Below are 24006 nucleotides of genomic sequence, written 5' to 3'. Positions count from 1 at the left end.
CATGATCGACAACGCCATCGACACCGTCACCGTCGCGCTGGGGCCGCGCAGCTATGACGTGCGCATCGGATCGGGCCTGATCGCGCGGGCCGGGACCGAAATTGCGCCGCTTCTGCGGCGCCCGCGCGTCGCCGTGCTGACCGAGGAACGGGTGGCCGCACTGCATCTGCCGGCGCTCGAGGTGGGACTGCGCGCGCAGGGGATTTCCCTGCAGGCGCTGGCGCTGGCGCCGGGCGAGGCGACGAAGGGCTGGCCGCAATTGCAGCGCGCGGTCGAATGGCTGCTGGAGGCCGAGGTCGAGCGCGGTGATGTCGTCGTGGCGCTGGGGGGCGGCGTGATCGGCGATCTGGCGGGGTTCGCCGCCGCGATCCTGCGGCGCGGCGTGCGCTTCGTGCAGATCCCGACGACGCTGCTGGCGCAGGTGGACAGCTCGGTCGGCGGCAAGACCGGCATCAACACCGCGCAGGGCAAGAACCTCGTCGGCGCCTTCCACCAGCCCAGCCTCGTGCTGGCCGATATCGCGCTTCTGGACACGCTGCCGGCGCGCGACCTGCTTGCCGGATATGGCGAGGTGGTGAAATACGGCCTTCTGGGCGATGCCGAATTCTTCGCCTGGCTCGAAGCGCATGGCCCGGCCCTGGCCGCCGGCGACCGCGCGCTGCGCCAGGAGGCCGTGCGCCGCTCGGTCGCGATGAAGGCCGGTATCGTCGCGCGGGACGAGACCGAGACCGGCGAGCGCGCGCTGCTCAACCTCGGTCACACCTTCGGCCACGCGCTGGAGGCCGCGACAGGCTATTCCGACCGCCTTCTGCATGGCGAGGGGGTGTCAATCGGCTGCCAATTGGCCTTCGATCTGTCCGCGCGGCTTGGCCTTTGCCCGCAGGAAGCCCCCAGCCGGGTGGCAGCGCATCTGCAGGCGATGGGGATGCGCCGCCAACTGGCCGACATTCCGGGCGATCTGCCCGACAGCGCCGCGCTAATCGCCCTGATGGCGCAGGACAAGAAGGTAGTCGAAGGGCGGATGCGCTTCATCCTTGCCCATGACATCGGCCAGGCCTTCGTCACCGCCGAGGTCTCGCCCGCCGAGCTGCGCGCCCTGCTCGACGCCGCGCGATAGCGCCCCCCCGGCACCCGCCGGAAAATTTCATGAATTCTTGACCCGTCTGTCACCGGGCCGTGATCTTGGCGGGCAAGGACGGGACAATGCGCGGCCGGGCTTCGGCGCGCGTCGCCCTGCATCTTGTCATCAGGAAGGAAGCGAATGATGCCCGTTCCCACCCCGCGCCGGCTTGCGCTCTCCACCACCGCCCTGGCCCTTCTCCTCGTCGCGGCGCCTGCGGCAACCGTCCAGGCGCAGACCTGCACCGACGGGGTCGCGGGCGGGCTTCCGACCCTGACCTGCCCCGATGCCGGCACCCCGCCGGTAGCCAGCGATACCGACGATCTGCAGGTCACGGTAGAGGCCGGGGCCTCGATCCTCTCTGACACGCGCGATGCGCCGCCCCTGGCGCTGGGTGGGACCAACCAGACGGTGTTCAACGACGGGCTGATCCGCAACAGCGATCCGCGCAACAACACCAACGCCATCGCCGGGACCGGCAACGCGCTGACGGTCGACAATGCCGGCATGATCGAAAGCGGCGACCGGGCGGTGCATGTGCTGGGCGGGGCGCGCGATTTCACCCTGCTGAATCGCGCCGGGGGCCAGATCCGCGCCCGCCGCCAGGCGGTCCGCACCGAGGACGAGACGGCGTCGATGAACGGCCGGGTCGAAAACCACGGCCTGATCGACAGCAGCAACGGCCGCGCGGTCCAGATGCGCGGCACCGGATCCACGGTCATCAACCACGGCACCCTTCTGGGCGGTGAAGAGGTGATCGAGGGGCGGCTGGACTTCACGGTCGAGAACCACGGCCTGATCGCGCTGCATGGTCTGAGCTTCGACCGCGCGACGATGACCTGGACCGACACCGGCGCAGTTGCCGATGAGGACGGCGTGCAGTTCGCCAGCGGCCGGATCGACAACCACGGCATCATCATGTCGACCGATGACGGCGTCGATATCGACGAGGGCGTCGTGCACAACCACGCCAGCGGCGTCATCATCTCGGCCGGGCCCGACACGGTGCGCAGCAGCGGCGGGATCGACATCGACCCGGTCCTGCAGATCCCCGGCCTTCCCGGCGCCGAACATCCGCCGGCGGGCCGGGTGAGCGTCATCAACGAAGGTTTCATCGAAGGGCCGCGCGCCATCGTCTCCGCGCTGGACAGCATCGCGCCCATCGACATCGCCAATACCGGCACGCTTTCCGGCCGCAGCGGGATCGCCATCGACCTCGCGCCGGGGCAGGGCGACACGACCATCGCGCTTTCCGGCGGCAGCCGGGTTCTGGGGGATATCCTGTTCGGTGACGGTGGCCGGAACACGCTGGAACTCGGCCTCTTCGACGAGGGCGCGGAAATGGCGGGCCGGATCGGCGCGCGGACAGCCGGGGATCTGACCGCCGGGCTTTCGGACTTCGCCGGGCTCTCGGGCGGGTTCGAGCTGCAGTTCGACGCGGCCGTGTCGCTGGCGGATTTCGGGCGGTTCGGCCTGGGCGACAACCGCCTCTCGCTGGAAATGAGTGCGGGCGCGGGGATGCTGCGGTTCGACCTCTTCGGGGTGCGCGGCGTCGATTTCGGCGGCGCGCGGTACAACGCACGGCAGTTCGCGGCCATGCTGTCCGAGAACGGCGTCGCCCCGATCCCGCTGCCGGCCGGCGTATGGCTGGTGCTGGGTGGCCTCGGCGCGCTGGTCGCACTGCGCCGGCGTCGCGCTGCGTGAAGGCGGGCCGGGGCGACGCACGCGCCGCCTCGCCAGCGGTCGCCGACCGACCCGCGAAGCCGACGCCATCCCCCCGGCGTCGGCTTTTCGCTGCGCGCGCGGGGACGGGCAACGGCGCGGGCCGGGCTGGGGGCGGAAGCGACTTGTCAGAGCGCTCGATGCAATCCGATCACGAATTTTATCGTTCTGCATCAATATATTGATTGCGTGTCCGCATGCGGACGCGCCCCCGTAACGTCCGACCTACAGCCAAACAGGTCGAAAAGCCCGCTCGCGGCTGGAAGGGCCGAGTGTTCCGCGAAGCCGGCGCACGCATCGGCCGCGGCTCATTGGGAGTGGAGCGGGTAGCGGGAATCGAACCCGCGCGTTCAGCTTGGGAAGCTGACAGGCTACCATTACATCATACCCGCGCTGAGGCGTGCTCTAGCGCCGCCCCCCGATTCCGTCAAGGGCGCGTGGCCTCAGAACGGGATCTCGTCGTCCATGTCGGCGGAACCGCGGTCGAAGCCGCCGCTGGAGCCGCCGCCATAACCGCTGTCCCGGCCGCCCTGATCAGGATAGCCGCCACCGCCGCCGCCCTCGCCGCCGCGGCCGTCGAGCATGGTCATCGTGCCGCCGATGCCGCTGACCACGACCTCGGTCGAATAGCGGTCGGCCCCGGACTGGTCCTGCCATTTCCGGGTCTGCAGCTGGCCCTCGATATAGACCTTGGAGCCCTTCTTCAGATACTGCTCGGCCACCCGCACCAGCCCCTCGCCGCGTAGCACGACCGAGTGCCACTCGGTCCGCTCGCGCCGCTCTCCGGTTGCCTTGTCGCGCCAGTTTTCCGACGTCGCGATGCGCAGGTTGCACAGCTTGCCGCCATCGGGAAAGGTCCGCACCTCGGGGTCGCGGCCCAGATTGCCGATGAGGATGACCTTGTTGACCGAACCCGCCATGCCGCTTTCTCCGTCGAATCTGAACTCGCCCCGCGGTAGCACGACTGTCGGCGCGACGACAGAGGAAACCGCGCGTCGGGCGCGGCCAGCCGCGCCAAATCCTGCGGGTCCGCACCCGTCCCGCGCCCCTCGCTGGCATCTCCGGCTTGCCTTGAGCGGTGATTCCGGGCACTAATCGGTGCGGCGCGCAACTTTTCGCAGCGGCGCGCAGGCTGGGGAAAGGAAAGCGGCTTTGCGGACAACCATCGCCATCGTGGTCCTGTCGCTGGGGATCGTTCCGCTGGCCGGGCCGGGAGTGGCCAACGGGTTGCGGCTGGGTGGCAACGCCGGCGCGGAGGTCGTCGCGCGCCAGCAGACCCGGTTGATGGAAACGCGACTCGCCCGCCAGTACTCGGCGTCAGAGCGCCATCTGCCCAACCTGCCGCAGCCGGTCGACGCGCGCGCGCCGCGCTACACCGGTCCCAATGCCGGACCGTTCCTGGACATGGCGCGCACCGCCGCGCGCCGGCACAACATCCCCGAAGACATGTTCCTGCGCCTCGTACACCAGGAAAGCCGCTGGAACGCCGGCGCCATCTCGCCCAAGGGTGCGCGCGGACTGGCGCAGTTGATGCCTGACACGGCGCGCCTTTTGCGTGTCGATCCCGACGATCCGCGCCAGAACCTGGACGGCGGCGCGCGCTACCTGCGCATGATGTACGATCGTTTCGGCAACTGGCGGCTGGCGCTGGCGGCCTACAACGCCGGCCCCGAGGCGGTGCAGCGCCACGGCGGCGTGCCGCCCTATGCCGAAACCACGCAATACGTTCGGATCATCCTCGGCTCTGGCTGAGCGGTGGGTCGCGATCAGGCGTTCGGCACCACTGGCGGGCGTGCCGGCCCCTTGCGAAAGGCCGACGGTGTCAGCCCCGCCGATTTCTGGAACGCACGCGTGAAGTAGCCGGCCGAGTTGTAGCCCAGATGCTCGGCCACCGCCTTGACCGGCAACCGGGTCTCGGTCAGCAGCCGCCGGGCTTCGAACAGGATCCGATCCTCCAGCAGCATATGCGCGCTGCGCCCGCTGGTCATCCGGCACGCGCGGCTGAGATGCGTGGGCGTTACCCCAAGCGCCGCGGCGTAATCCGCGACCGACACGTTCGACCGGAAATCGCGTTCCAGAAGCGTCGCAAACCGCGCGACCAGCCGTTGCGCCGCCACCGAGCGGCCGGGCAGCGGGTCCGGCGCGCCGGCGCGCAGGATCTGCCGTTCCAGCCAGACGCTGAGAAGGCCCAGATGGTGCTGGGCGGCGCGCGCGGCGCCCGGGCGATTGCCTTCGATTTCGCGCTGGATGTTCTCAAGGATGCCGACCAGTTCCTTCTGGGACACCGGATCGGGTAGCCGCAGGATCTGCACCGCACCGGGAAGATCGAGCCCGTGATCGCGCCCGAAGAAGATCGCCGTGCCCTGAACGCGCGGCGTGACCTCGAACCCGTGCATCGTGCCCGGCGGAATGAAGATCGCGTTGTGCGGTCCGTAGCCGCGGGTCGTTCCCGCGATGGTGATGCGGCCCTGACCCTGGGTGAACCACAGCAACACCGCCTCTCTCAGGGCGCGCATCGCCTCGACCCGCCAGCGCCCGCCCGAGGCCAGACGCGAGATCGGCGTGATCCGCAGCGCGGAGGGTGTGCCAGGAACAATGGTCATGGTGATCCGATCAGATTTCGGGACAGACTAGGCAGTCACGCCCAGAACGCCAACGGAAATGTGAAAGAAAGGGGCCAGTATTCCAACGCAGGCAACCGAAATGGTTGCAGAAATGCGACCGGGCTTTCACGCGGGATCGAGCGGACGCCATGCCCTCATCCGGTTCCGGAACCAGGTGCGCTGCCGCTTGGCGTACTGCCGCGTGGCCAATGTTGCGGCGGCTTCGACTTCCGGCAACGACATCTGGTCCCTCAGATGCGCGATCAGTTCCGTCGCCCCGATCGCACGGGTCCAGGGCGGCATAGGTTCGCTGGCCGGCCAGTGAGGCAGGGCGGTGCGCGCCTCCTCGATTGCGCCCTCGCGCAGCATCGCGGCGAATCGCCGGGCGATTCGCCGTGCCAGCCATTCGCGGTCGGGCGTGATGAGATAGGCCGACGTCCGTGACAGCGGCAGGATCGGCGGATCGGTGTCCTCCTGCCACTGTGCGAGGCCCCGTTCGGTTGCCGCCAGCACTTCCCAGGCGCGCTGGATGCGCGCGGGGTTCTGCCGGTCGATCCGAAGCGCGGTCGGCGGGTCGAGTTCGGCCAGCAGCGCGCCGGCGCCTTCCGCGCGCAGACGCGCCTCGGCCGTCGCGCGCACTTCGGCAGGGACGGGCGGTATCGTCGCGAGGCCCTCGGTGAGGGCGGCGAAATAAAGGCCCGTGCCGCCGACCACCACCGCGTTCGGATGGGTGTCGAGGATGGCGCCGACCTCTCGCAACCAATGGCCCACCGAATAGTCGGCATCGCGCGCGACATGGCCGTAGAGGAGGTGCGGCACTCGCGCCGCCTCGTCCGGTGTCGGACGGGCGGTGAGGACGCGCCATGCGTCGTAGACCTGCAGCGCATCGGCGTTGACGACGACGCGGCCTTGCGCCGCGGCGATGTTCAGGGCGAGCGCGGACTTGCCGCTGGCCGTCGGCCCGGCGATAAGCACCGGAAGGTCAGGGTCGGGCAGAAGCTGGGCAAGAGGTGGCATGGCCTGCGCGTCATTGAGCGAAAACGGGCCGGTATGCGGATTGACCGTTGAACCCGCGCACCTTTTCCGACATTTTCCGCGCGATTGAAACACCTCATGGTTGATGATCCGGTGTGGCGGCCCGTCCGGGCGCGACCGGGCAGGAAAGGCGCGGATGCTGGACGAGACCCCCGTTACCTATCGGCGCGTCATGTTGAAGATCTCGGGCGAGGCCTTGATGGGTGATCAGGGGTACGGGCTGCATCCGCCAACCGTCAGGCGGATCGCCGAAGAGGTGAAATCGGTCCACGACATGGGCGTCGAGATCTGCATGGTTATCGGCGGCGGAAACATCTTCCGCGGGCTGCAGGGTTCGGCCCAGGGGATGGAGCGGACGACGGCCGATTACATGGGCATGCTGGCGACGGTGATGAACGCGCTGGCCATGCAGGCGGCGCTGGAGTCGCTGGGCGTCTTTACCCGGGTGATCAGTGCGATCCCGATGGACCAGGTCTGCGAGCCCTACATCCGGCGCCGCGCGGTCCGGCACCTGGAAAAGAAGCGCGTCTGCATCTTTGCCGCCGGGACGGGCAATCCCTATTTCACCACGGATACCGCAGCGACCCTGCGCGCGAACGAGATGTCCTGCGAGGCGATCTTCAAGGGCACCAAGGTCGACGGGGTCTACGACAAGGACCCCCACAAGCATTCGGGCGCCAAGCGCTACGACAGGATCACCTATGACGAGGTGCTGGCGAAGCATCTCAATGTCATGGACGCCTCGGCCATCGCGCTGGCCCGCGACAACAATCTGCCGATCATCGTGTTTTCGCTGGACGAACCCGGCGGTTTTCGCGGAATTCTGCGCGGCGAGGGGACTTACACGCGTGTGCAGGATTGATGGGTGTGGCTTTCGGGCGGGCCTGCGTGTAGATCGATAAACAGAGTTTTCAACCCGTCGCCAGGACGGCAGACAGTGCCGGACGGCGAAGTGAAGATGCAGGTACCTCCATGTCCGACGATCTAGATATCGACATAAATGACCTGAAGCGGCGCATGGACGGCGCTCTGGTTGCCTTGCGCACCGAATTCGGATCGCTCCGCACGGGCCGCGCCTCGGCGTCGATGCTCGAGCCCATCCAGGTCGAATCCTACGGCCAGATGAGTCCGATCAACCAACTGGGCACAGTCAACGTGCCCGAACCGCGCATGGTCACGATCAACGTCTGGGACAAGTCGATGGTCAGCAAGGTCGAGAAGGCCATCCGTGAATCGGGGCTGGGCATAAATCCTCAACTAAATGGCACGATCATCATGCTGCCGATTCCCGAACTGAACGAGGAGCGTCGCCGCGAATTGACCAAGGTCGCCTCGCAATACGCCGAGCACGCGCGCGTCGCCATCCGCAACGTCCGGCGCGACGGCATGGACCAACTGAAGAAGGCCAAGTCCGCGGGCATGGGCGAGGACGAGCAGAAACTCTGGTCCGACGAGATCCAGGAACTGACCGACAAGTATATCGCCCGCATCGACGAGGCGCTGGAGGTCAAGCAGGAAGAAATCATGCAGGTCTGATCCCAGGCCGGCCTCGCGCAGCTGCACGGGAGTAAGGTGTTGAACACGGCGGACAGGAAGGCTCTTCGTGGGCTCCATGTGGCGATCATCATGGACGGCAATGGCCGCTGGGCGCAGAGCCGTGGCCTTCCGCGTCTGATGGGGCATCGCGAAGGGGTGCGCCGCCTGAAGGAGGTCGTGCGCGCCTGCCCTGACCTGGGCGTGCAGTACCTGACGGTCTATGCCTTCTCGACCGAGAACTGGCGCCGGTCGCGTCGCGAGGTGACCGGATTGATGAGCATGTTCGCCCGTTCGATCCGCCGCGAGGCGCGCGAACTGCTGAAGCAGGGCGTGCGGATGCGCTTTGTCGGCGACCGGACCGGCCTCAGCCCCGTGCTGCAGGACCTTTTCGCCTGGATCGAGGATCTGACTGCCGGCAACACCCGACTGCACATGACGGTGGCGATCAACTACGGGGGGCGGGACGAACTGGTGCGCGCCACGCGGGCGATCTGCGCCGCTGTCGCTGCCGGCACCCTGAGGCCCGAGGCGGTGAACGAGGAGCTTATCGCGGCGCAACTGGACACACGCGACCTGCCCGATCCCGATCTGGTCATCCGCACGTCGGGCGAGGTGCGCTCCTCGAACTTCCTGCCCTGGCAGTCCGCGTACTCGGAGTTCGAGTTCACACCGGTCCTCTGGCCCGAATTCACGCGCGCCGAGTTCGAGACGATACTCGACGCCTACGGCCTGCGGGAGCGGCGCTTCGGGGGGGTGACTGCATGAGTGACGCGCGCTTCGCGGATCTGCGCGTGCGTGTCCTTTCGGCTCTGGCGATGGTGGCGGTGGGGCTGGGCGCGCTCTGGCTGGGCGGTCATGTCTTCGCGGCGCTGGCGATCGCGCTGGCCGGTCTCATGGCCTGGGAACTTTACCGGATGATGGTGCCGGACGCGCCGCCCGCGCGCGCCGAGGCGCATGGCGTGGTCGCTGCGATCCTGGTCGCTGTCTTCAGCTACACCTGGGGCGGCTGGGTCTCGGTTCTGGGACTGCTGGCGGCTGCAGCACTCATCGCCGGGCGGGTGTCGGGCGACCGGCGCATCTTCGGCGCCTATCTCGCGCTGATCCTGCTGGCGGGGCACGCGCTGATCGTGTTTCGGTGGGATTACGGCGCGGACTGGGTGCTGTGGCTGATCCTGATCGTCGTCGGCTCGGACGTGGCGGGCTATTTCGCCGGCCGCGTCATGGGCGGGCCGAAATTCTGGCCGAAGGTGAGCCCGAAGAAGACCTGGTCGGGGACGATTGCGGGCTGGTTCGTCGGCGCAGCGGTGGGGGCCGCCTTCATGCCGGTGCTCGGCGTCGGGGCAGGGCTGATCGTCCTGTCGGTTCTGCTGGCGTTCGCCGGGCAGATGGGCGACATCGCCGAAAGCGCGATCAAGCGGCGGATGGGCGTCAAGGACAGCTCCGCCCTGATCCCCGGTCACGGCGGCGCGCTGGACCGGTTCGACGCGATGATCGCCGTGGCGCTGGTCGCGCTGGTCATGGCGAACCTGGGGCTTCTGCGCGCGGTCGCCGGGGCCGCGGGCTGAGATGCGCCGGATCACGGTCTTCGGCGCGACGGGCTCGGTTGGGGAAAGCACGCTCGACCTGATCTCGCGGCGCGAGGACGTCGCGGTCGTGGCGCTGACCGGCGGGCGGCAGGTCGACCGGCTTGCCGAACTTGCGCGCGCCCATCGAGCCGAGCTTGTCGTCACCGCCTATGAGGAATGCTACCGCCCGCTCAACGCAGCGCTGGCGGGGTCCGGCATCGAGGTCGCCGCCGGCCCTGGCGCGGTGGTCGAGGCCGCCTATCGTCCGGCCGACTGGGTCATGTCCGCCATCGTCGGCGCGGCGGGGTTGGCGCCAGGGTTCGCCGCGCTGTCGCAAGGCCTCATCCTGGCGTTGGCCAACAAGGAAAGCCTGGTCACCGCCGGCCCGTTGCTGCTGGCCGAGGCCCGCGCGCATGGCGCGACGCTGCTTCCGGTGGACAGCGAGCATTCCGCCGTTTTCCAGGCGCTGGTCGGCGAGACGATCGAGACGGTCGAAGAGGTGACGCTAACCGCTTCCGGCGGGGGTTTGCGCGACTGGCCGCTGGAGAAACTTGCCGAGGCGACGGTCACGGATGCCGGCAACCATCCCAACTGGGCGATGGGCCAGCGGATCACCATCGATTCCGCGACGATGTTCAACAAGGCGATGGAGGTTATCGAGGCGCGCGAATTCTTCGGCCTCTCGCCCGAGCAGATCCGCGTGCTGATCCATCCGCAATCGCTGGTGCATGCGCTGGTCGCCTTCCGCGACGGAGGCGTGCTGGCGCATCTCGGCAGTCCCGATATGCGCCATCCCATCGGTTATGCGCTCAACTGGCCCGCCCGCGCCGCGCTTCCTGTGGCGCGGCTGGACCTTGCTGCTGCCGGCCGCCTCGACTTCTTCGAGGTCGATCCGCGCCGCTATCCCGCCCTGGGGCTGGCCAGGGTTGTCATGCAACGCGGCGGTGCGGCGGGAGCGGTCTTCAATGCGGCGAAGGAGGTCGCTCTCGACCATTTCATCGACGGACGCATCGGTTTTCTGGACATGGCCCATGCGGTCGAGGATACGCTGGAGCGATACGAGTCACACGGTGGCCTTGGAATCGCCCCGAATTCATTGCAGGACGTGCTGGATATCGATACCGCGGCGCGGCGCCATGCGGTCGAGGTGATCGGCGCCGGCTATCCCGCCGCTTAAGGAGACTTCATGGACCTGTTCGGGTTGCTGCCGGAGTTCGGCAACGTGTTCTTCACGCTCGGCGCCTTCGTCGTGGCGCTGTCGGTGATCGTCGCGGTGCACGAGTATGGCCACTACATCGTCGGCCGCTGGTCCGGCATCCATGCCGAGGTCTTCTCGATCGGCTTCGGACCGGTCCTGTTCAGCCGCGTTGACCAGCACGGAACGCGCTGGCAGGTCGCGGCCTTGCCGTTCGGCGGCTATGTCAAGTTCCTGGGTGACAGCAACGCCGCCTCGGCCACGGATGCGGACGCCGTCGCCCGCATGGACCGGGCGCAGCGACGCCGCAGCATGCCCGGTGCGCCGCTCTGGGCGCGCTCGGCAACGGTGGCGGCGGGTCCGGTCTTCAACTTCATCTTTTCGATCCTCGTCTTCGCGCTGTTCATCGGCGTGCGCGGCATCGCCGAAGACACCCCGGTGATCGGCGAGATCCATCCGCTTCCGGCGACGGTGCAGGAACTGCGCGAGGGTGATCGCATCCTTGCCATCGAAGGCAGGCCGACGGAGACGCTGGCTGATTTCTTCGCCGTCTCGGGCGAGATCGAACCGGCGCCCATTGTCGACTACACGGTCGAGCGTGCGGGCCAGCGGACCGAGGTGGCCGGGCCCTTCCCGGTGCCACCGCGCGCCGCCGGGATCTCGCTCAACTCGGCCGCGCGCGATGCCGGCATGCAACCGGGCGACGTGATCCTGAGCGTCGCCGACACACCGATCCATGCGTTCAGCGAACTGCCGCCGATCGTCGGTGCCGCCGAAGGCGATCCGGTCGCGTTGCGGATCTGGCGCGACGGAGAGGAACTGGACCTCGCCCTGACGCCGCGCCGCACCGATCTGCCCGTGCCCGGCGGCGGGTTCGAGACGCGTTGGCTGATCGGACTGGAAAGCGGCGCCTTCTTCGACCATCCGGTGCGGCGTCCCGGCCCCGTCGAGGTGCTGCCGATGGCCGCCGCGCAAACCTGGTCCGTGGTGGCGCGCAGTTTCGACGGACTATATCATATGGTGGTCGGGGCGATCAGCACCTGCAACCTTTCCGGTCCCATCGGCATCGCCCGTGTCTCGGGGGCGATGGCGGCGGACGGGATCTGGAACTTCATCTGGTTCATCGCGGTGTTGTCGACGGCCGTGGGGTTGCTGAACCTGTTCCCGATCCCCGTCCTAGATGGCGGGCATCTTGTCTTTCATGCCTATGAGGCGATTACCGGGCGTCCGCCAAACGAACGCGTGGTCGGTGCCATGATGACCGTCGGGCTCATGCTGCTTCTGTCATTGATGGCCTTCGCCGTCTTCAACGACCTCATGTGCTAGAAACGGCGTTCATCATCCGTCAACCATGCCATTCTTTCGCCCCCGCGGCGCCCTGACCGGGTCATCGGCGCCTGCCATCTTGCAGGCGCGTCGATGCAGGGAGCGCCCATATGACACCGCTTGGCCCAGATCAAAACGGTCTGCGAACCGTCTACCAGCTTGGCGGCGACTGGCTCTGGTTCTTCCTCGCCGTGCTTGTCGGTCTGTTGCTGGCCGGATGGCTTGGCGGGCTTGCGATTGAGGCGATCGATCTGCCCCCCGGCGCGCGCGGCTGATCCCGGCCGTTCCACGCGCGCCACAGCCCCACAGGAACTGCCGACTGCTCTTTGACATTGCGCTGCTCAGCGGCTACTCACGATCAAAAGAACGAGGGTATGCGGGGCTTCGGAATGCGCGTGATCAACCTGACCGGAATGGCGCGGGAAATTGTCCGGGCATTGCGCCCCGGATCTGCCTGCATGGCGGTTCTCGCCGCGATTGCAGCGCTTTCGCTGCTGGCCGCGGCACCGAGTGCGGCTCAGACCTACAACTTCTCGACCATCGCGGTCGAGGGTAACCGGCAGATCGACGCGCAAAGCGTCGCGGGCTTTGCCAGAATCGCGCGCAACCGCAGCCTTTCGGCGGCCGAACTGAACGCCGCCTATCAGCGTGTCGCGTCGAGCGGTTTTTTCCGGTCGGTCGATTTCATTCCCTCGGGCAACCGCCTTGTCATTCGGGTCGAAGAGTATCCTATCCTCAACCAGGTGAATTTCGAGGGCAATCGCCGCGTCAACGACGATGTGCTGCGCGAGGTGGTCGTCCTGCGTGCGGGTCGCGTCTTTTCGCCCGCGCAGGCCGAAGCGGACGCCACCGCGGTTGCCGAAGTCTATGCCGCGCAAGGTCGGCTTGCCGCGCGCGTCAATCCGCGCCTGATCGAGCGCGGCGACGGCCGTGTCGATCTCGCCTTCGAGATCGTCGAGGGCCGGGTGGTCGAGGTGCAGCGGGTCAGCTTCGTCGGCAACCGCTCGTTCTCGGACCGCAGGTTGCGCAACGCACTGCAGACCAGCCAGGCCGGCGTGCTGAGCTTTCTGTTCCAGTCCGACAACTTCAACGAGGCGCGCGTCGCCAACGACCGGCAACTATTGCAGGACTTCTACCTGTCGCGTGGCTTCGTCGACGCGCAGGTGACCGCCGCCGTGACCGAGGTTGCCCGTGAACGCGACGCGGCCTTCGTCACCTTCACCGTCCGCGAAGGGCAGCAGTACCGCCTGGGCCAGACTTCGGTCGTGTCCGAGATCGCCGGGATCGACCCGGCGCCCTACCGGGCCGAGATGGGGCTGCGCGCCGGCGCAATCTTTTCGCCCGTGGTTCTGGATTCGGCGGTCGACCGGATGGAACGCGTAGGCGAACGGTCCGGAGAACGCTTCCTGCGCGTTGAACCGCGCCTGTCCCGCAACGAGCGCGCGCGGACCATCGATGTCGAATTCGCGATCGTCCGTGGCGAACGCATCTTCGTCGAACGGATCGACATCCAGGGCAACGCCACCACGCAGGACCGTGTGATCCGGCGCCAGTTCGACCTTGCCGAGGGCGACCCGCTGAACCCGCGGAAGATCCGCGAGGCGGCCACGCGCATCCGCGAGTTGAACTATTTCGCCGACGCCAATGTCGACGTTCAGGGTGGCAGCGCCCCGGACCAGGCGATTGTCGACGTCCAGGTCGAGGAAACGACGACCGGCTCGCTCGGCCTTGGCGTCAGCTACGGCGCGCGCGAAGGGATCGGCGCCAACATCCAGTTCTCCGAATCCAACTTCCTCGGGCGCGGCCAGCGCGTTTCGCTGAATCTGTCGACCGAGCGGCGCGCGCGCAGTTTCAACCTGTCCTTCGTCGAGCCTGCGCTTCTCGGCCGCGATCTGGAATTCGGCATCCGCGCAGGGCTCAGCGCCACGACCGGCAGCCGCTATTCGCAGTTCGATACCCGGATGCTGCAGTTCTCGCCCTCGCTCACCGTCCCGGTTTCCGAGTTCGGGCGGCTGGGCGTGCGCTATTCGATTGCACGGGACGAGATTCGCAATGTCGACCCCGCCGCGTCGCCCCGGATCCAGCAGGATGCGCTACTGGGCAGCGTGGTGACGTCGTCGGTCGGGTTTTCTTACATTTACGACACGCGCCGTATTGGTCCCGATCCGGATCGCGGCTTCGTCCTGCGATTCGATTCGGATATCGCCGGACTCGGCGGCGACCGGAAATGGGCACGTTCGACCGCACTGGTGGGATACGAACATCGTATCCTTGGCGGCGACGTGACGCTGCGCGCCGAGGCCGAGGCCGGCGGGATCTGGCACCGGTCCGGTGCGAGCCGCATCACCGAGCGTTTCGAACTGGGTCCCGACCAAATCCGCGGCTTCCGACCGTACGGCATCGGGCCGCGGGACGCGAACACCCTCGACGGGTTGGGCGGCAACTACTACGCCGTCGCACGGCTCGAGGCCGAATTTCCACTGGGCTTACCGCAGGAATACAACATCTCCGGCGGGGCGTTCTTCGATGTCGGCTCGCTCTGGGGGGTCGACAGTCCGGGCGTAACCCTTCTGGGCGGCAACCGGTCGCTGCGCGCCACGGCGGGGCTCTCGCTTTTCTGGGACACGCCCATCGGGCCGCTGCGGTTCAACTTCTCGACCCCGGTTCGCCGCGAAGACTTTGACCGGATCCAGCGGTTCGACCTGACCATCTCTTCGCGTTTCTGATGCCGGGCAGGCTCCGCGGCGCGCTGCTTGCCGCGGCCGTCGTCTGCCTCGGCGGTGCGGCATCCGCCCAGGATGCCGATTTCCGCATCCTGAATGAGGAACGCCTGCTGCGCGAATCGCGATACGGGCAAGCCGTGCTGGCCGGTGTGCGCGACGCCGAGCGCCGGCTCGAGGCCGAGAACGAACGCATAGCCGGCGAATTGGCCGCCGCGGAACGCGCCCTGACCGAAGCGCGCGCCGAACTTTCCCCCGAGGAATTCCGCCTTCGCGCCGACGAGTTCGACCGCAGGGTCGAGGCGATCCGCGCCGAGCGCAACGAACTCAGCCTCGAGCTTGCCCGACAGTCCGACGCCGCGGCCTCGCGTTTCTTCGACGAGGCGCTGCCAGTGCTTCTGGAACTGATGTCCGAGGATGGTCTTGTTGCGATCCTTCGCCCGGATGCGCTGATCCTCGGTGCCGACTGGCTGGACATGACGGATCGCGTGATCGAACGGCTGGATTCGGCCTTTGGCGACCGCGAGCCGCCGCCGCTCGCCGACTGACCACCGCCGGCTGCCTTGCCGTGCTGGGGCGAAATTGCTAACGCTGGCGTCGAGCGAAGCCCAGCGCAACGGAGAGAGCCCAGATGCCCGATACCGCCAAGGAGACGGCGCAGGACTGGTCAGGCACGACCGAGGCCGACCTTGCCCTGATCCAGCGAATCATCCCGCATCGCTATCCCTTCCTCTTGATCGACAAGCTGCGGGACATCCGACTGGGCAAGGGGGCGACCGGCATCAAGAACGTCACCTTCAACGAACCGCATTTCCAGGGTCATTTTCCCGGTGTGCCGATCATGCCCGGCGTCACCATCATCGAAGCGATGGCGCAGACCTCGGCGGTCCTTGTCGGGCTGACACTGGGCCTCGTCGACCGCAATCCGCTGGTCTACTTCATGTCGATCGAAAAGGCGCGTTTTCGCCGCAAGGTCGTGCCCGGCGACGTGCTGGAACTGGACGTGACGGTCAAGCGCGGCTCGTCGAAGATCTGGAAGTTCGACGGCGTCGCCCGCGTCGGGGACGAAGTCGCCGCCGAGGCGGAATTCATGGCGATGATTGACCTGAACGGCCGGGACTGAGGTCATGGCGGTTCATCCATCGGCGCAGGTTCATCCCGCCGCTATTGTCGAGGACGGCGCCGAGATCGGCGCCGGCTGCCGCGTCGGCCCCTTCGCCCTGATCGGCCCCGAGGTAACGCTGGCGGCAGGCGTCGAGGTAAAAAGCCACGCCGTCATCACCGGCTGGACCGAGATCGGCGCGGAAACCACGATCTTTCCCTTCGCCGTCGTCGGCGAGGTGCCGCAGGACCTGAAATTCGCCGGCGAGCGTACGCGCCTGACCGTCGGGGCGCGCTGCCGCATCCGCGAGGGCGCAACGCTGAACACCGGCACCGCCGGCGGTGGCGGGATAACGCGGGTCGGCGATGATTGCCTGTTCATGACCGGCGCACATGTCGGGCACGACGCGCAGGTGGGCAACCGGGTGATCATGGCCAACCAGGCCGCCGTTGCCGGTCACTGCGTGATCGGCGATGACGTGATCATTGGCGGCCTTGCCGGCGTTCACCAGTGGGTGCGCGTCGGCCGCGGCGCGATCATCGGCGCGGTCACGATGGTGACGAACGACGTCGTTCCCCACGGTCTGGTGCAGTCGCAGCGGGGTGAGCTGGACGGGCTGAACCTTGTCGGGCTGAAGCGTCGCGGCGTCGAACGCGCCGAGATCACGGCACTGCGGGCGGCCTACCAGATGCTGGCGCAGGGCGAGGGGACTTTCCTGGACCGCGCGCGGCGGCTCGGTGACGAGACCGAAAGCCGCCATGTGCGCGAGATGACGGATTTCATCCTGTCCGCCTCCGACCGGTCCTTCCTGATCCCGAAATGACCCGGCTCGCCCTCATCGCCGGGGCGGGCGACCTGCCGGCCGAACTGCTGACGCATCTGCCCCAACGCCCCCTCGTGTGCGCGGTCGAGGGCTATCCGCCGGCGGGCCTTACCCCCGATCTGACCTTCCGCATCGAACGGCTTGTCCCCCTTCTGCGCCGCTTGCAGGACGAGGGTGTGGCGCAGGTTCTCTTCGCCGGGGTCGTGCACCGCCCGCGTCTCGACCCCGGGCTTTTCGACCCCGAAACCGCTGCGCTGATGCCGCATCTCCTGCCCGCGCTGGGGAAGGGGGACGACGCCCTGCTGCGGGCCGTCATCGCGGTGTTCGAGGATTACGGCCTGACCGTCGTCGGGATGGCGGACTGCGCCCCCTCTCTCCTCGCCGGCGCGGGCGTGCTTGGTTCCACCGCGCCCGATGCCGCGCAAACGGCCGACGCCGCGCGCGGGACCGAGATCCTGCGAACGCTCGCGCCGCTCGACATGGGGCAGGGCTGTGTCGTCGCGGGCGGCCTCTACCTCGCGGTCGAGGCGCTCTATGGCACGGACGCCATGCTCGCCCATGTTGCCGCCAGCCGCGATCTGCGAGAGCCGCGCGCGGGGGGTGTGCTGGTCAAGCGCGCCAAGGTCGGGCAGGACTTGCGGATGGATCTGCCCGCCATCGGGCCGGCGACCATCGGCGCGGCGCGGGCGGCGCGGTTGTCCGGCATCTGCCTGCAGGCGGGTCATGTGGTCATCCTTGATCGCGCGCGGACCGTTGCCGCCGCCGATGCAGCGGGCATCGCCCTCTGGGCGGCGCCGTGAAGGTCTTCCTGATCGCAGGCGAGCCTTCGGGCGACCGGCTGGGCGGGGCGCTGATGGCCGGGTTGCGGCAGTTTCAGCCTGACGTCCGCTCTGACGGCATCGGCGGGGCCGAGATGGCGGGGCAGGGGTTGCGCAGCCTCTTTCCGATGGAGGAGCTGTCGGTCATGGGCCTGGCCGAGGTGCTGCCGCGCTACTTCGCGCTCAAGCGCCGGATCGCGCAGGCGGCAGAGGCGATCTTGGCCGCCGCGCCGGATGTCGTCGTCACCATCGACAGCCCCGATTTCTGCCTGCGCGTCCTGAAGATCGCCCGCGCCGCCCGGCCGGACCTGCCGACAGTCCACTACGTCGCGCCCTCGGTCTGGGCCTGGCGGCCGGGGCGGGCGGCGCGGATGGCGCCGCTGGTCGATCATGTCTTGGCCCTTCTGCCGTTCGAGCCGCCCTTCATGCAGGCCGCCGGGATGAGTTGCGATTTCGTCGGCCACCCGGTCGTCGCCGAACCGCTGGCGACGCCCGAGGAGGTGCGTGCCTTTCGCGTCGCGCACGGGATCGGGGAGGCGCCGCTGATCCTGACCCTGCCCGGTTCGCGCCGGGGCGAGGTCGAGCGGCTGGCGCCGCGCTTCGGTCCGGCGCTGGCGCGGGTGATCGCCCGGCATCCGCAGGCCCGCGTGGTCGTTCCCGCGGTTGCCGCGCAGGCGGCGCAGCTGCGCGGGCTGATCGCGGATTGGCCGGGCGCGCCGGTCCTGCTGGATGCGGCGACCACCCCGCCCGAGGCCAAGCGCGCGGCGTTCCGCGCCGCGGACGTGGCGCTGGCGGCGTCGGGCACCGTGTCGCTGGAACTGGCGGCGAATGGGGTGCCGATGGTGATCGCCTATGACTTTCACCTGCTGACTCGCGCACTGATCCGCCGGATGGCGCGGATCGAGAGCGCGACGCTGGTCAACCTCGTGTCCGAGACGCGGGCAATCCCGGAGTTCCTGTTCGGGGACTGCCGGCCCGACCTGATCGCGCCCGCGCTGCTGCGCCTGCTGGACGAGTCCGGCGCGCGCGATGCGCAGCGGGCCGCGATGGATCTGACGATGGCGCGCCTGGGCCGGGATGGCCCGCCGCCGGGGCTGCGGGCGGCACGCTCGGTCCTGGATTTTCTGGCGCGGGGGCGGCGCGGCGCGGCCGGTCCAAATTTGGACCGCGAAGCAAGTCGCTGATTTAAAACAGAAAGTGTTTCTTCGTTAACCGGATTTTTACCGCGCGGGCCGCCCCGGCGCGGCCGTTCGGCCCCTCTCGGGCTCGCTCAGACCACAAAGATCACCGCCAGCCCCAGCGGCAGGGCAGGCAGCCGGAGCCATTCCCAGAGCGGGGTCTTCTGCGCGCCGATCACCGCATAGCTGATCAGCCACAGGCCCGCCGCGATCTTGGCCATCACCGCCAGCGCCGCGATGGGCGTGGCGGCCAGTTCCAGAAGCGCCGGGTTGGCGATGAACCCGAGCGGCACGATGAACAGCCCCACCCCCAGCCGCATCGCATTTCCCGCGACCGGCAGCCAGGGCGTCTGCGCGATGCCGGCGGCGATGAAGACATTGCCGCAGACCGGCGGCGTGATGGTGCACAGAAGCGCGTACCAGAAGACAAATAGATGCGCGTAAAGCTCGGGCACGCCCATGCCGACCAGCGCCGGCGCGGCGACGGCGGCGCAGATCACGTAGGCGGCGGTCGTCGGCAGTTCCATCCCCAGCACTAGCCCGGCCAGCGCCGTCAACAGGAGTGCTATCCACAGCGTATCGCCCGAGGCCGACAGGATCAGTGAGGTCAGCTTCACCCCCAGCCCCGTCATGTTGAAGACGCCGACCACGATCCCGGCGCAGATGATCACCGCGGCGATGATCGCGACCTGCTGCGCCGCGGTGACCAGCGCCACCAGCGTGCGCCGCCACCAGCCGATCAGGGACATCCGCCCGTTCGGCTCGAAAATCAACGTGACCCAGGTGACGAGCGCGGCGAAAACCGCCGCATAGGCCAGCGTGTAGCTGGTAAAGGCCAGCGTGCCGATCAGGATGCTGAAGGGCAAAAGGAAAAACGGCACCGATTTCGCCACCGCGGCCCAGCCGGGCAGCGCCGATTTCGGCAGCGCCGCCAGGTCGTAGCGCAGCGCATAGACATGCACGCCGAACCAGGCCGCGACGAAGAACAGGATCGCCGGCAGCAGCGCCGCCACCATGATCTCGGTGTAGGGCACGCGCACCAGTTCGGCCATGACGAAGATGCCCGCGCCCATTACCGGCGGCAGAATCTGCCCCCCGGTGGAGGCTACCGCCTCGGTCGCGGCGGCCAGTTGCGGGGGGTATCCCAGCCGCTTCATCGCCGGGATCGTGATCATGCCGGTGGTCGCCGTGTTCGCCGCCGCCACGCCCGAGATCGAGCCATAGAAGGCCGAACTGAGGATCGCGACCTTGGCCGCCCCGGCGCGCAGCCGCCCGGCGATCTGCGTCGCAAAGGCCATGAACCCAGCGCCCGCCTGCCCGGCCGAGATGAACCCGCCGAGGATCACGAACATCGCGATCGTGTCGACCGAGGTGCCGGTCAGCGTGCCCCAGAGCCCGCCTTCGGTGATCATCATCGTGCCCAGCAGGTAGTCGACCGGCATGCCGGAATGGCCGAAGCGGCCGGGGATCAGGTCGCCCAGGAACGCATAGGCCAGCACCAGCGCCGCCACCGCCGGCAGCACGATGCGGATCGCCCGGCGCGCCATTTCCAGCACCACCAGGATCAGCACCACCGCGATCAGGATCTGCGTCCAGCCGTCCAGCGCGCCGTACTGAAAGACCAGCTGGCGCCGGTAGATCATGACATAGGCGCAGGCCAGCGCCCCCGCCGCGGCCAGCACCCAGCCCGACCAGCGGTAGAGTGCTGAGGCATCCGGGCGCAGGCCGAAGACGAAGATCCAGGGCAGCGCCAGCGCCAGATGCGCGGGGCGCGTGATCAGGTTGGGGATCAGCCCGGCAAAGGCGTTCCACAGGTGAAAGCCGACCAGGGCCACCGCGGCCAGGATCGCCACCGCGCCGAAGCGCACGCCGTCGACCTCGGCGGAAAAGAGCGCGCGGGGGGATGCGGTCATCGAGGCCTCGGCTATCGGGAGGGATCGGAAAAGGAAAAGGGGCGGCCGCGGCCGCCCCCGTACCGCTGGGGCGGCTCAGTCCATGCTGATGCCGCGTTCTTCGTAGAACGCGACCACGCCTTCGTGCAGCGGCGCGCCCAGTTGCGGCACCAGGTCCGGCGAGACGCCCGCCCACCAGGGGTTGGTTTCCGCCATCGCGTCGCGCTGTTCCCAGAAGGCGCTGACGATCGCCAGCGCGGTATCCTCGTCCATGTTGGTGGCATAGGCGCCGACCGGCACCGCCATCGTTTCGATCGCGCCCTCGATCCCGGTATAGGTGCCCGCGGCGATGGAGACCTTGCCCGCGCCCGGATTGGCCTCGATGATCGCGTCGCGCTCTTCTTCGGTGAACGACAGGACGCGGATGGGCAGCGTGGCCGACAGTTCCTGCAGTTGCGGCGTCGGATGGGCCGAACAGGTGGCGAAGCCGTCGACCTGGTTGTTGCGCAAGGCGCCCGAGGCGCCCGAAAGCTCCATCTCGGCATAGGTGACTTCATCGGCGACGCCCAGCGTCTCGAAGATCGCGGCGACCTGGCCTTGGCAGAAGGTGCCGGTGCCGCCGGCGATGAAGCTGCGCCCGGCCAGATCGGCGACGCTTTCGATGTCGCTGTCGCCGCGCACCACCAGATGAACGGTGACGAAGGGCATCGGGAAAAGCGTGCGGATTTCCTCGTAGTTGCCGCGCTCGAACGGCGCCTCGCCGGCCAGCGCGTTGCTGATCAGGTTCGGCGGCGTGGTGAACAGGAAGGCGCCGGGGCGGCGGCCCGCCTCGGCCACGTTCTGCACCGATCCCTGGCTTTCCTCGACCGTCGGCAGGATCTGGCCGTCCGACTGGTTCAGGATCACCTCGCCCAGCTGCACCATCATCACGTAGTACGAACTGGTCGAGGACGCCGATTTCAGCGTCACCCGCGTTTCGGCCGCGGCCGCGCCCCCCAGGGCGACCGCCGCCCCCACGATCCCGGCCATGACCGGCGCCTTCATCTCGAACATCGCATTCCCTCCCTTGTCGCTGCGGCGCGCGGTGTCGCACGTCCTGCCGGCACTCTATGCCGCGGCCCGGCGCGATGACAAGCAGCCGCCGCCGGCTTGACACCGGCGCCGGCCGCGCGCAGAAAGCCCGCCGACATACCCGCAGCCGGGCGTTCCGTGGGCGCCGAAACGACGAGGAGTGGCCGATGGCCCAGATTTCCCTGACCTTCCCCGATGGCAATGTGCGCAACTTCCCCGCCGGGGTGACCGCGGCCGAGGTGGCGAGCGCGATCTCGACCTCGCTGGGCAAGAAGGCGATTTCGGCCACGGTGGACGGCGCGCACTGGGACCTGCAGTGGCCGATCGACCGCGACGCCGCGATCACCCTGCACACGCTCGCCGATGACGGCCCGGCGCTGGAGCTGATCCGCCACGACCTTGCGCACATCATGGCCCGCGCGGTGCAGGAGATCTGGCCGGACGTGAAGGTCACCATCGGCCCGGTGATCCAGCATGGCTGGTACTACGATTTCGACCGCGCAGAGCCCTTCACGCCCGAGGATCTGGGCGCCATCGAGAAGAAGATGAAGGAGATCATCAACGCCCGCGACCCGGTCCGCACCGAGGTGTGGGAGCGTGAGCGCGCGCTGGCGCATTACCGCGCGAACGGCGAGAACTTCAAGGTCGAGCTGGTCGAGGCGATCCCCGCGGACCAGAAGATCCGCATGTACTGGCACGGGCATTGGCAGGACCTCTGCCGCGGCCCGCACCTGCAGCACACCGGCCAGGTGCCGGCCGACGCCTTCAAGCTGATGAACGTCGCCGGCGCCTACTGGCGCGGCGATTCCGATCGCCCGATGCTGCAGCGCATCTATGGCGTCGCGTTCAAGAACCGCGAGGCGCTCAAGGCGCATCTGACCATGCTGGAGGAGGCCGCGAAGCGCGACCACCGCCGTCTGGGCCGCGAAATGGCGCTCTTTCACCTGCAGGACGAAGCGCCGGGCATGGTCTTCTGGCATCCCAACGGCTGGACCGTCTACCGCGCGCTGGAGGACTACATGCGCCGCCGCCTGACCGCGGCGGGCTACCGCGAAATCCGCACCCCGCAGGTCGTCGACCGCGTGCTTTGGGAGAAGTCCGGCCACTGGGAGGCCTATCGCGAACACATGTTCCTGGTCGAGGTCGACGAGGAGGGGGCGAAGGAAAAGCGCACCAATGCGCTCAAGCCGATGAACTGCCCCTGCCATGTGCAGATCTACAACCACGGACTGAAAAGCTACCGCGACCTGCCGCTACGGCTGGCCGAGTTCGGCTCGTGCCACCGCTATGAGCCTTCGGGGTCGATGCACGGGCTGATGCGCGTGCGCGGATTCACCCAGGACGACGCGCATATCTTCTGCACCGAGGACCAGATCGAAAGCGAATGCGCCGGGTTCCTGGAACTGCTGTCGTCGGTCTATGCCGACCTCGGCTTCCAGAAGTTCGACATCAAGCTGTCGACCCGGCCCGAATTGCGGGTGGGATCCGACGAGGTCTGGGACAAGGCCGAGGCCGCGCTGGAGCGCGCGATCCTGAACGTGCGCAACGATTTCGAACTCGACCCGGGCGAGGGCGCCTTCTACGGCCCGAAGCTGGATTTCAAGCTGACTGACGCCATCGGGCGGGAATGGCAATGCGGCACCTTCCAGGCCGATTTCATGCTACCCGAGCGTCTGGACGCGGAGTATGTCGGCGTCGACGGCAAGAAGCACCGCCCGGTCATGCTGCACCGTGCGATCCTGGGCTCGTTCGAGCGCTTCATCGGCATCCTGATCGAGAACTACGCCGGCAAGCTGCCGTTCTGGCTGGCGCCGCGGCAGGTGGTCGTGGCCTCCATCGTGTCCGAGGCTGACGACTACGTGGCGGAGGTCGTGTCCGCATTGCGTGCCAAGGGCTTGCGGGCCGAAGCTGACACGCGGAATGAAAAGATCAACTACAAGGTGCGCGAGCATTCGATGGGCAAGGTGCCCGCGATCCTGGCCATCGGCGCGCGCGAGGTGTCCGAGCGCAGCGTCAGCCTGCGCCGCCTGGGCGAGAACCGGACCGAGACCCTGTCGCTCGATGCGGTGATCGCGCAACTGGCGGACGACGCGCTGCCGCCGGACCTGCGCAGCGGCGCGTAACGGAACACTGGCCGCGTCGCATAGCCCTGCGTTGCGGCCGGTGCAGAACAGCGGCGCACCCGGTTGCGGCGCTTAAAATTCGGTTAAGATCACGGATAATATATATACGGATCAATCATTTAGACAAATTTTCGCACACCTGCGTGCAGCCCGCCCACACCCGCGTCATGCGCCCGC

22 protein-coding genes and 1 tRNA gene are annotated in these 24006 nt (G+C 68.0%); 17 read left to right on the top strand and 6 right to left on the bottom strand.

All coding sequences use genetic code 11. From position 1 onward, the window contains the following. The first annotated feature begins 1 nt into the window (after nt 1). On the top strand, nt 2-1117 hold the full coding sequence (gene aroB / locus IM708_RS01960; protein ID WP_209424632.1) for a 3-dehydroquinate synthase: 1116 nt from the start codon (nt 2-4) through the stop codon (nt 1115-1117). 147 nt (nt 1118-1264) lie between these two features. Continuing rightward, the gene (locus tag IM708_RS01955) at nt 1265-2824 is read left to right on the top strand and encodes a VPLPA-CTERM sorting domain-containing protein (RefSeq protein WP_209424631.1); all 1560 of its coding nucleotides are present in this window, start codon (nt 1265-1267) and stop codon (nt 2822-2824) included. Nucleotides 2825-3160: 336 nt separating this feature from the next. Here the strand turns inward: IM708_RS01955 and IM708_RS01950 are convergent. Both IM708_RS01950 and ssb read right to left on the bottom strand, forming a co-directional pair. Further along, a tRNA-Gly gene (locus IM708_RS01950) sits at nt 3161-3234 on the bottom strand. A 51-nt stretch (nt 3235-3285) separates the two neighbouring features. Next, the gene (gene ssb / locus IM708_RS01945; protein WP_209424630.1) at nt 3286-3762 is read right to left on the bottom strand and encodes a single-stranded DNA-binding protein; all 477 of its coding nucleotides are present in this window, start codon (nt 3760-3762) and stop codon (nt 3286-3288) included. A 232-nt stretch (nt 3763-3994) separates the two neighbouring features. Here ssb and IM708_RS01940 point away from each other — a divergent pair, with 232 nt between their 5' ends. Then, nucleotides 3995-4594 carry a lytic transglycosylase domain-containing protein gene (locus IM708_RS01940; RefSeq protein WP_245242950.1) on the top strand — a complete coding sequence of 200 codons (600 nt, stop codon included), beginning with the start codon at nt 3995-3997 and terminating at the stop codon, nt 4592-4594. Nucleotides 4595-4608: 14 nt separating this feature from the next. Here the strand turns inward: IM708_RS01940 and IM708_RS01935 are convergent, their stop codons facing one another. After that, nucleotides 4609-5445, bottom strand: coding sequence for an AraC family transcriptional regulator (locus IM708_RS01935; protein ID WP_209424629.1), 837 nt, complete (start codon nt 5443-5445; stop codon nt 4609-4611). Nucleotides 5446-5571: 126 nt separating this feature from the next. After that, nucleotides 5572-6462, bottom strand: a complete 891-nt coding sequence (miaA, locus tag IM708_RS01930) for a tRNA (adenosine(37)-N6)-dimethylallyltransferase MiaA (RefSeq protein ID WP_209424628.1) — start codon at nt 6460-6462, stop codon at nt 5572-5574. Between the two features lie 154 nt (nt 6463-6616). On the opposite strand from miaA, the gene pyrH reads away from it, so the two are divergent. The 13 genes from pyrH (at nt 6617) to lpxB (ending at nt 18749) form a co-directional block, all read left to right on the top strand. Next, nucleotides 6617-7342, top strand: coding sequence for a UMP kinase (pyrH, locus tag IM708_RS01925; protein WP_209424627.1), 726 nt, complete (start codon nt 6617-6619; stop codon nt 7340-7342). A gap of 110 nt (nt 7343-7452) precedes the next feature. Then, the gene (gene frr, locus IM708_RS01920) at nt 7453-8016 is read left to right on the top strand and encodes a ribosome recycling factor (protein WP_209424626.1); all 564 of its coding nucleotides are present in this window, start codon (nt 7453-7455) and stop codon (nt 8014-8016) included. Nucleotides 8017-8055: 39 nt separating this feature from the next. Continuing rightward, the gene (gene uppS / locus IM708_RS01915; protein WP_280859346.1) at nt 8056-8781 is read left to right on the top strand and encodes a polyprenyl diphosphate synthase; all 726 of its coding nucleotides are present in this window, start codon (nt 8056-8058) and stop codon (nt 8779-8781) included. Next, nucleotides 8778-9581: a phosphatidate cytidylyltransferase gene (locus IM708_RS01910; protein WP_209424625.1), complete on the top strand. Its 804-nt coding sequence runs from the start codon at nt 8778-8780 to the stop codon at nt 9579-9581. The genes uppS and IM708_RS01910 overlap by 4 nt, the downstream gene beginning before the upstream one ends. A gap of 1 nt (nt 9582) precedes the next feature. Beyond that, complete coding sequence (gene dxr, locus IM708_RS01905) at nt 9583-10758, top strand: 1-deoxy-D-xylulose-5-phosphate reductoisomerase (protein ID WP_209424624.1); 1176 nt, start codon at nt 9583-9585, stop codon at nt 10756-10758. Between the two features lie 9 nt (nt 10759-10767). Then, a complete protein-coding gene (gene rseP, locus IM708_RS01900; protein ID WP_209424623.1) occupies nt 10768-12102 on the top strand; it encodes an RIP metalloprotease RseP in 1335 nt (444 codons plus the stop codon). 110 nt (nt 12103-12212) lie between these two features. Continuing rightward, nucleotides 12213-12377 (top strand): hypothetical protein, encoded by a 165-nt coding sequence (locus tag IM708_RS01895; RefSeq protein ID WP_209424622.1) that lies wholly within the window; start codon nt 12213-12215, stop codon nt 12375-12377. A gap of 183 nt (nt 12378-12560) precedes the next feature. Next, entirely contained in the window at nt 12561-14828 is a 2268-nt protein-coding gene (bamA, locus tag IM708_RS01890; protein WP_209424621.1) for an outer membrane protein assembly factor BamA, read from the top strand. Next, nucleotides 14828-15370, top strand: a complete 543-nt coding sequence (locus IM708_RS01885) for an OmpH family outer membrane protein (protein ID WP_209424620.1) — start codon at nt 14828-14830, stop codon at nt 15368-15370. Before bamA ends, IM708_RS01885 begins: the two co-directional genes overlap by 1 nt. A gap of 83 nt (nt 15371-15453) precedes the next feature. Further along, a complete protein-coding gene (fabZ, locus tag IM708_RS01880) occupies nt 15454-15945 on the top strand; it encodes a 3-hydroxyacyl-ACP dehydratase FabZ (protein WP_209424619.1) in 492 nt (163 codons plus the stop codon). 4 nt (nt 15946-15949) lie between these two features. Further along, on the top strand, nt 15950-16747 hold the full coding sequence (lpxA, locus tag IM708_RS01875; RefSeq protein ID WP_209424618.1) for an acyl-ACP--UDP-N-acetylglucosamine O-acyltransferase: 798 nt from the start codon (nt 15950-15952) through the stop codon (nt 16745-16747). Next, nucleotides 16744-17547, top strand: a complete 804-nt coding sequence (gene lpxI, locus IM708_RS01870; RefSeq protein WP_209424617.1) for a UDP-2,3-diacylglucosamine diphosphatase LpxI — start codon at nt 16744-16746, stop codon at nt 17545-17547. The genes lpxA and lpxI overlap by 4 nt, the downstream gene beginning before the upstream one ends. Next, a complete protein-coding gene (gene lpxB, locus IM708_RS01865; protein ID WP_209424616.1) occupies nt 17544-18749 on the top strand; it encodes a lipid-A-disaccharide synthase in 1206 nt (401 codons plus the stop codon). The genes lpxI and lpxB overlap by 4 nt, the downstream gene beginning before the upstream one ends. Nucleotides 18750-18835: 86 nt before the next feature. Here lpxB and IM708_RS01860 read toward each other — a convergent pair whose 3' ends face one another. Together IM708_RS01860 and IM708_RS01855 are read right to left on the bottom strand one after the other, a co-directional pair. Next, nucleotides 18836-20656, bottom strand: coding sequence for a TRAP transporter fused permease subunit (locus IM708_RS01860; protein ID WP_209424615.1), 1821 nt, complete (start codon nt 20654-20656; stop codon nt 18836-18838). Between the two features lie 75 nt (nt 20657-20731). Next, nucleotides 20732-21688, bottom strand: coding sequence for a TAXI family TRAP transporter solute-binding subunit (locus IM708_RS01855; protein WP_209424614.1), 957 nt, complete (start codon nt 21686-21688; stop codon nt 20732-20734). 185 nt (nt 21689-21873) lie between these two features. Between IM708_RS01855 and thrS the strand changes: the two genes are divergently transcribed. Beyond that, complete coding sequence (gene thrS, locus IM708_RS01850; protein ID WP_209424613.1) at nt 21874-23829, top strand: threonine--tRNA ligase; 1956 nt, start codon at nt 21874-21876, stop codon at nt 23827-23829. Nucleotides 23830-24006: the final 177 nt, after the last annotated feature.

Origin of the sequence: Pararhodobacter sp. SW119 (assembly GCF_017811755.1) — a bacterium.
Classification (GTDB): Bacteria; Pseudomonadota; Alphaproteobacteria; order Rhodobacterales; family Rhodobacteraceae; genus Pararhodobacter.
This window is presented reverse-complemented; position numbering and strand designations above follow the sequence as displayed.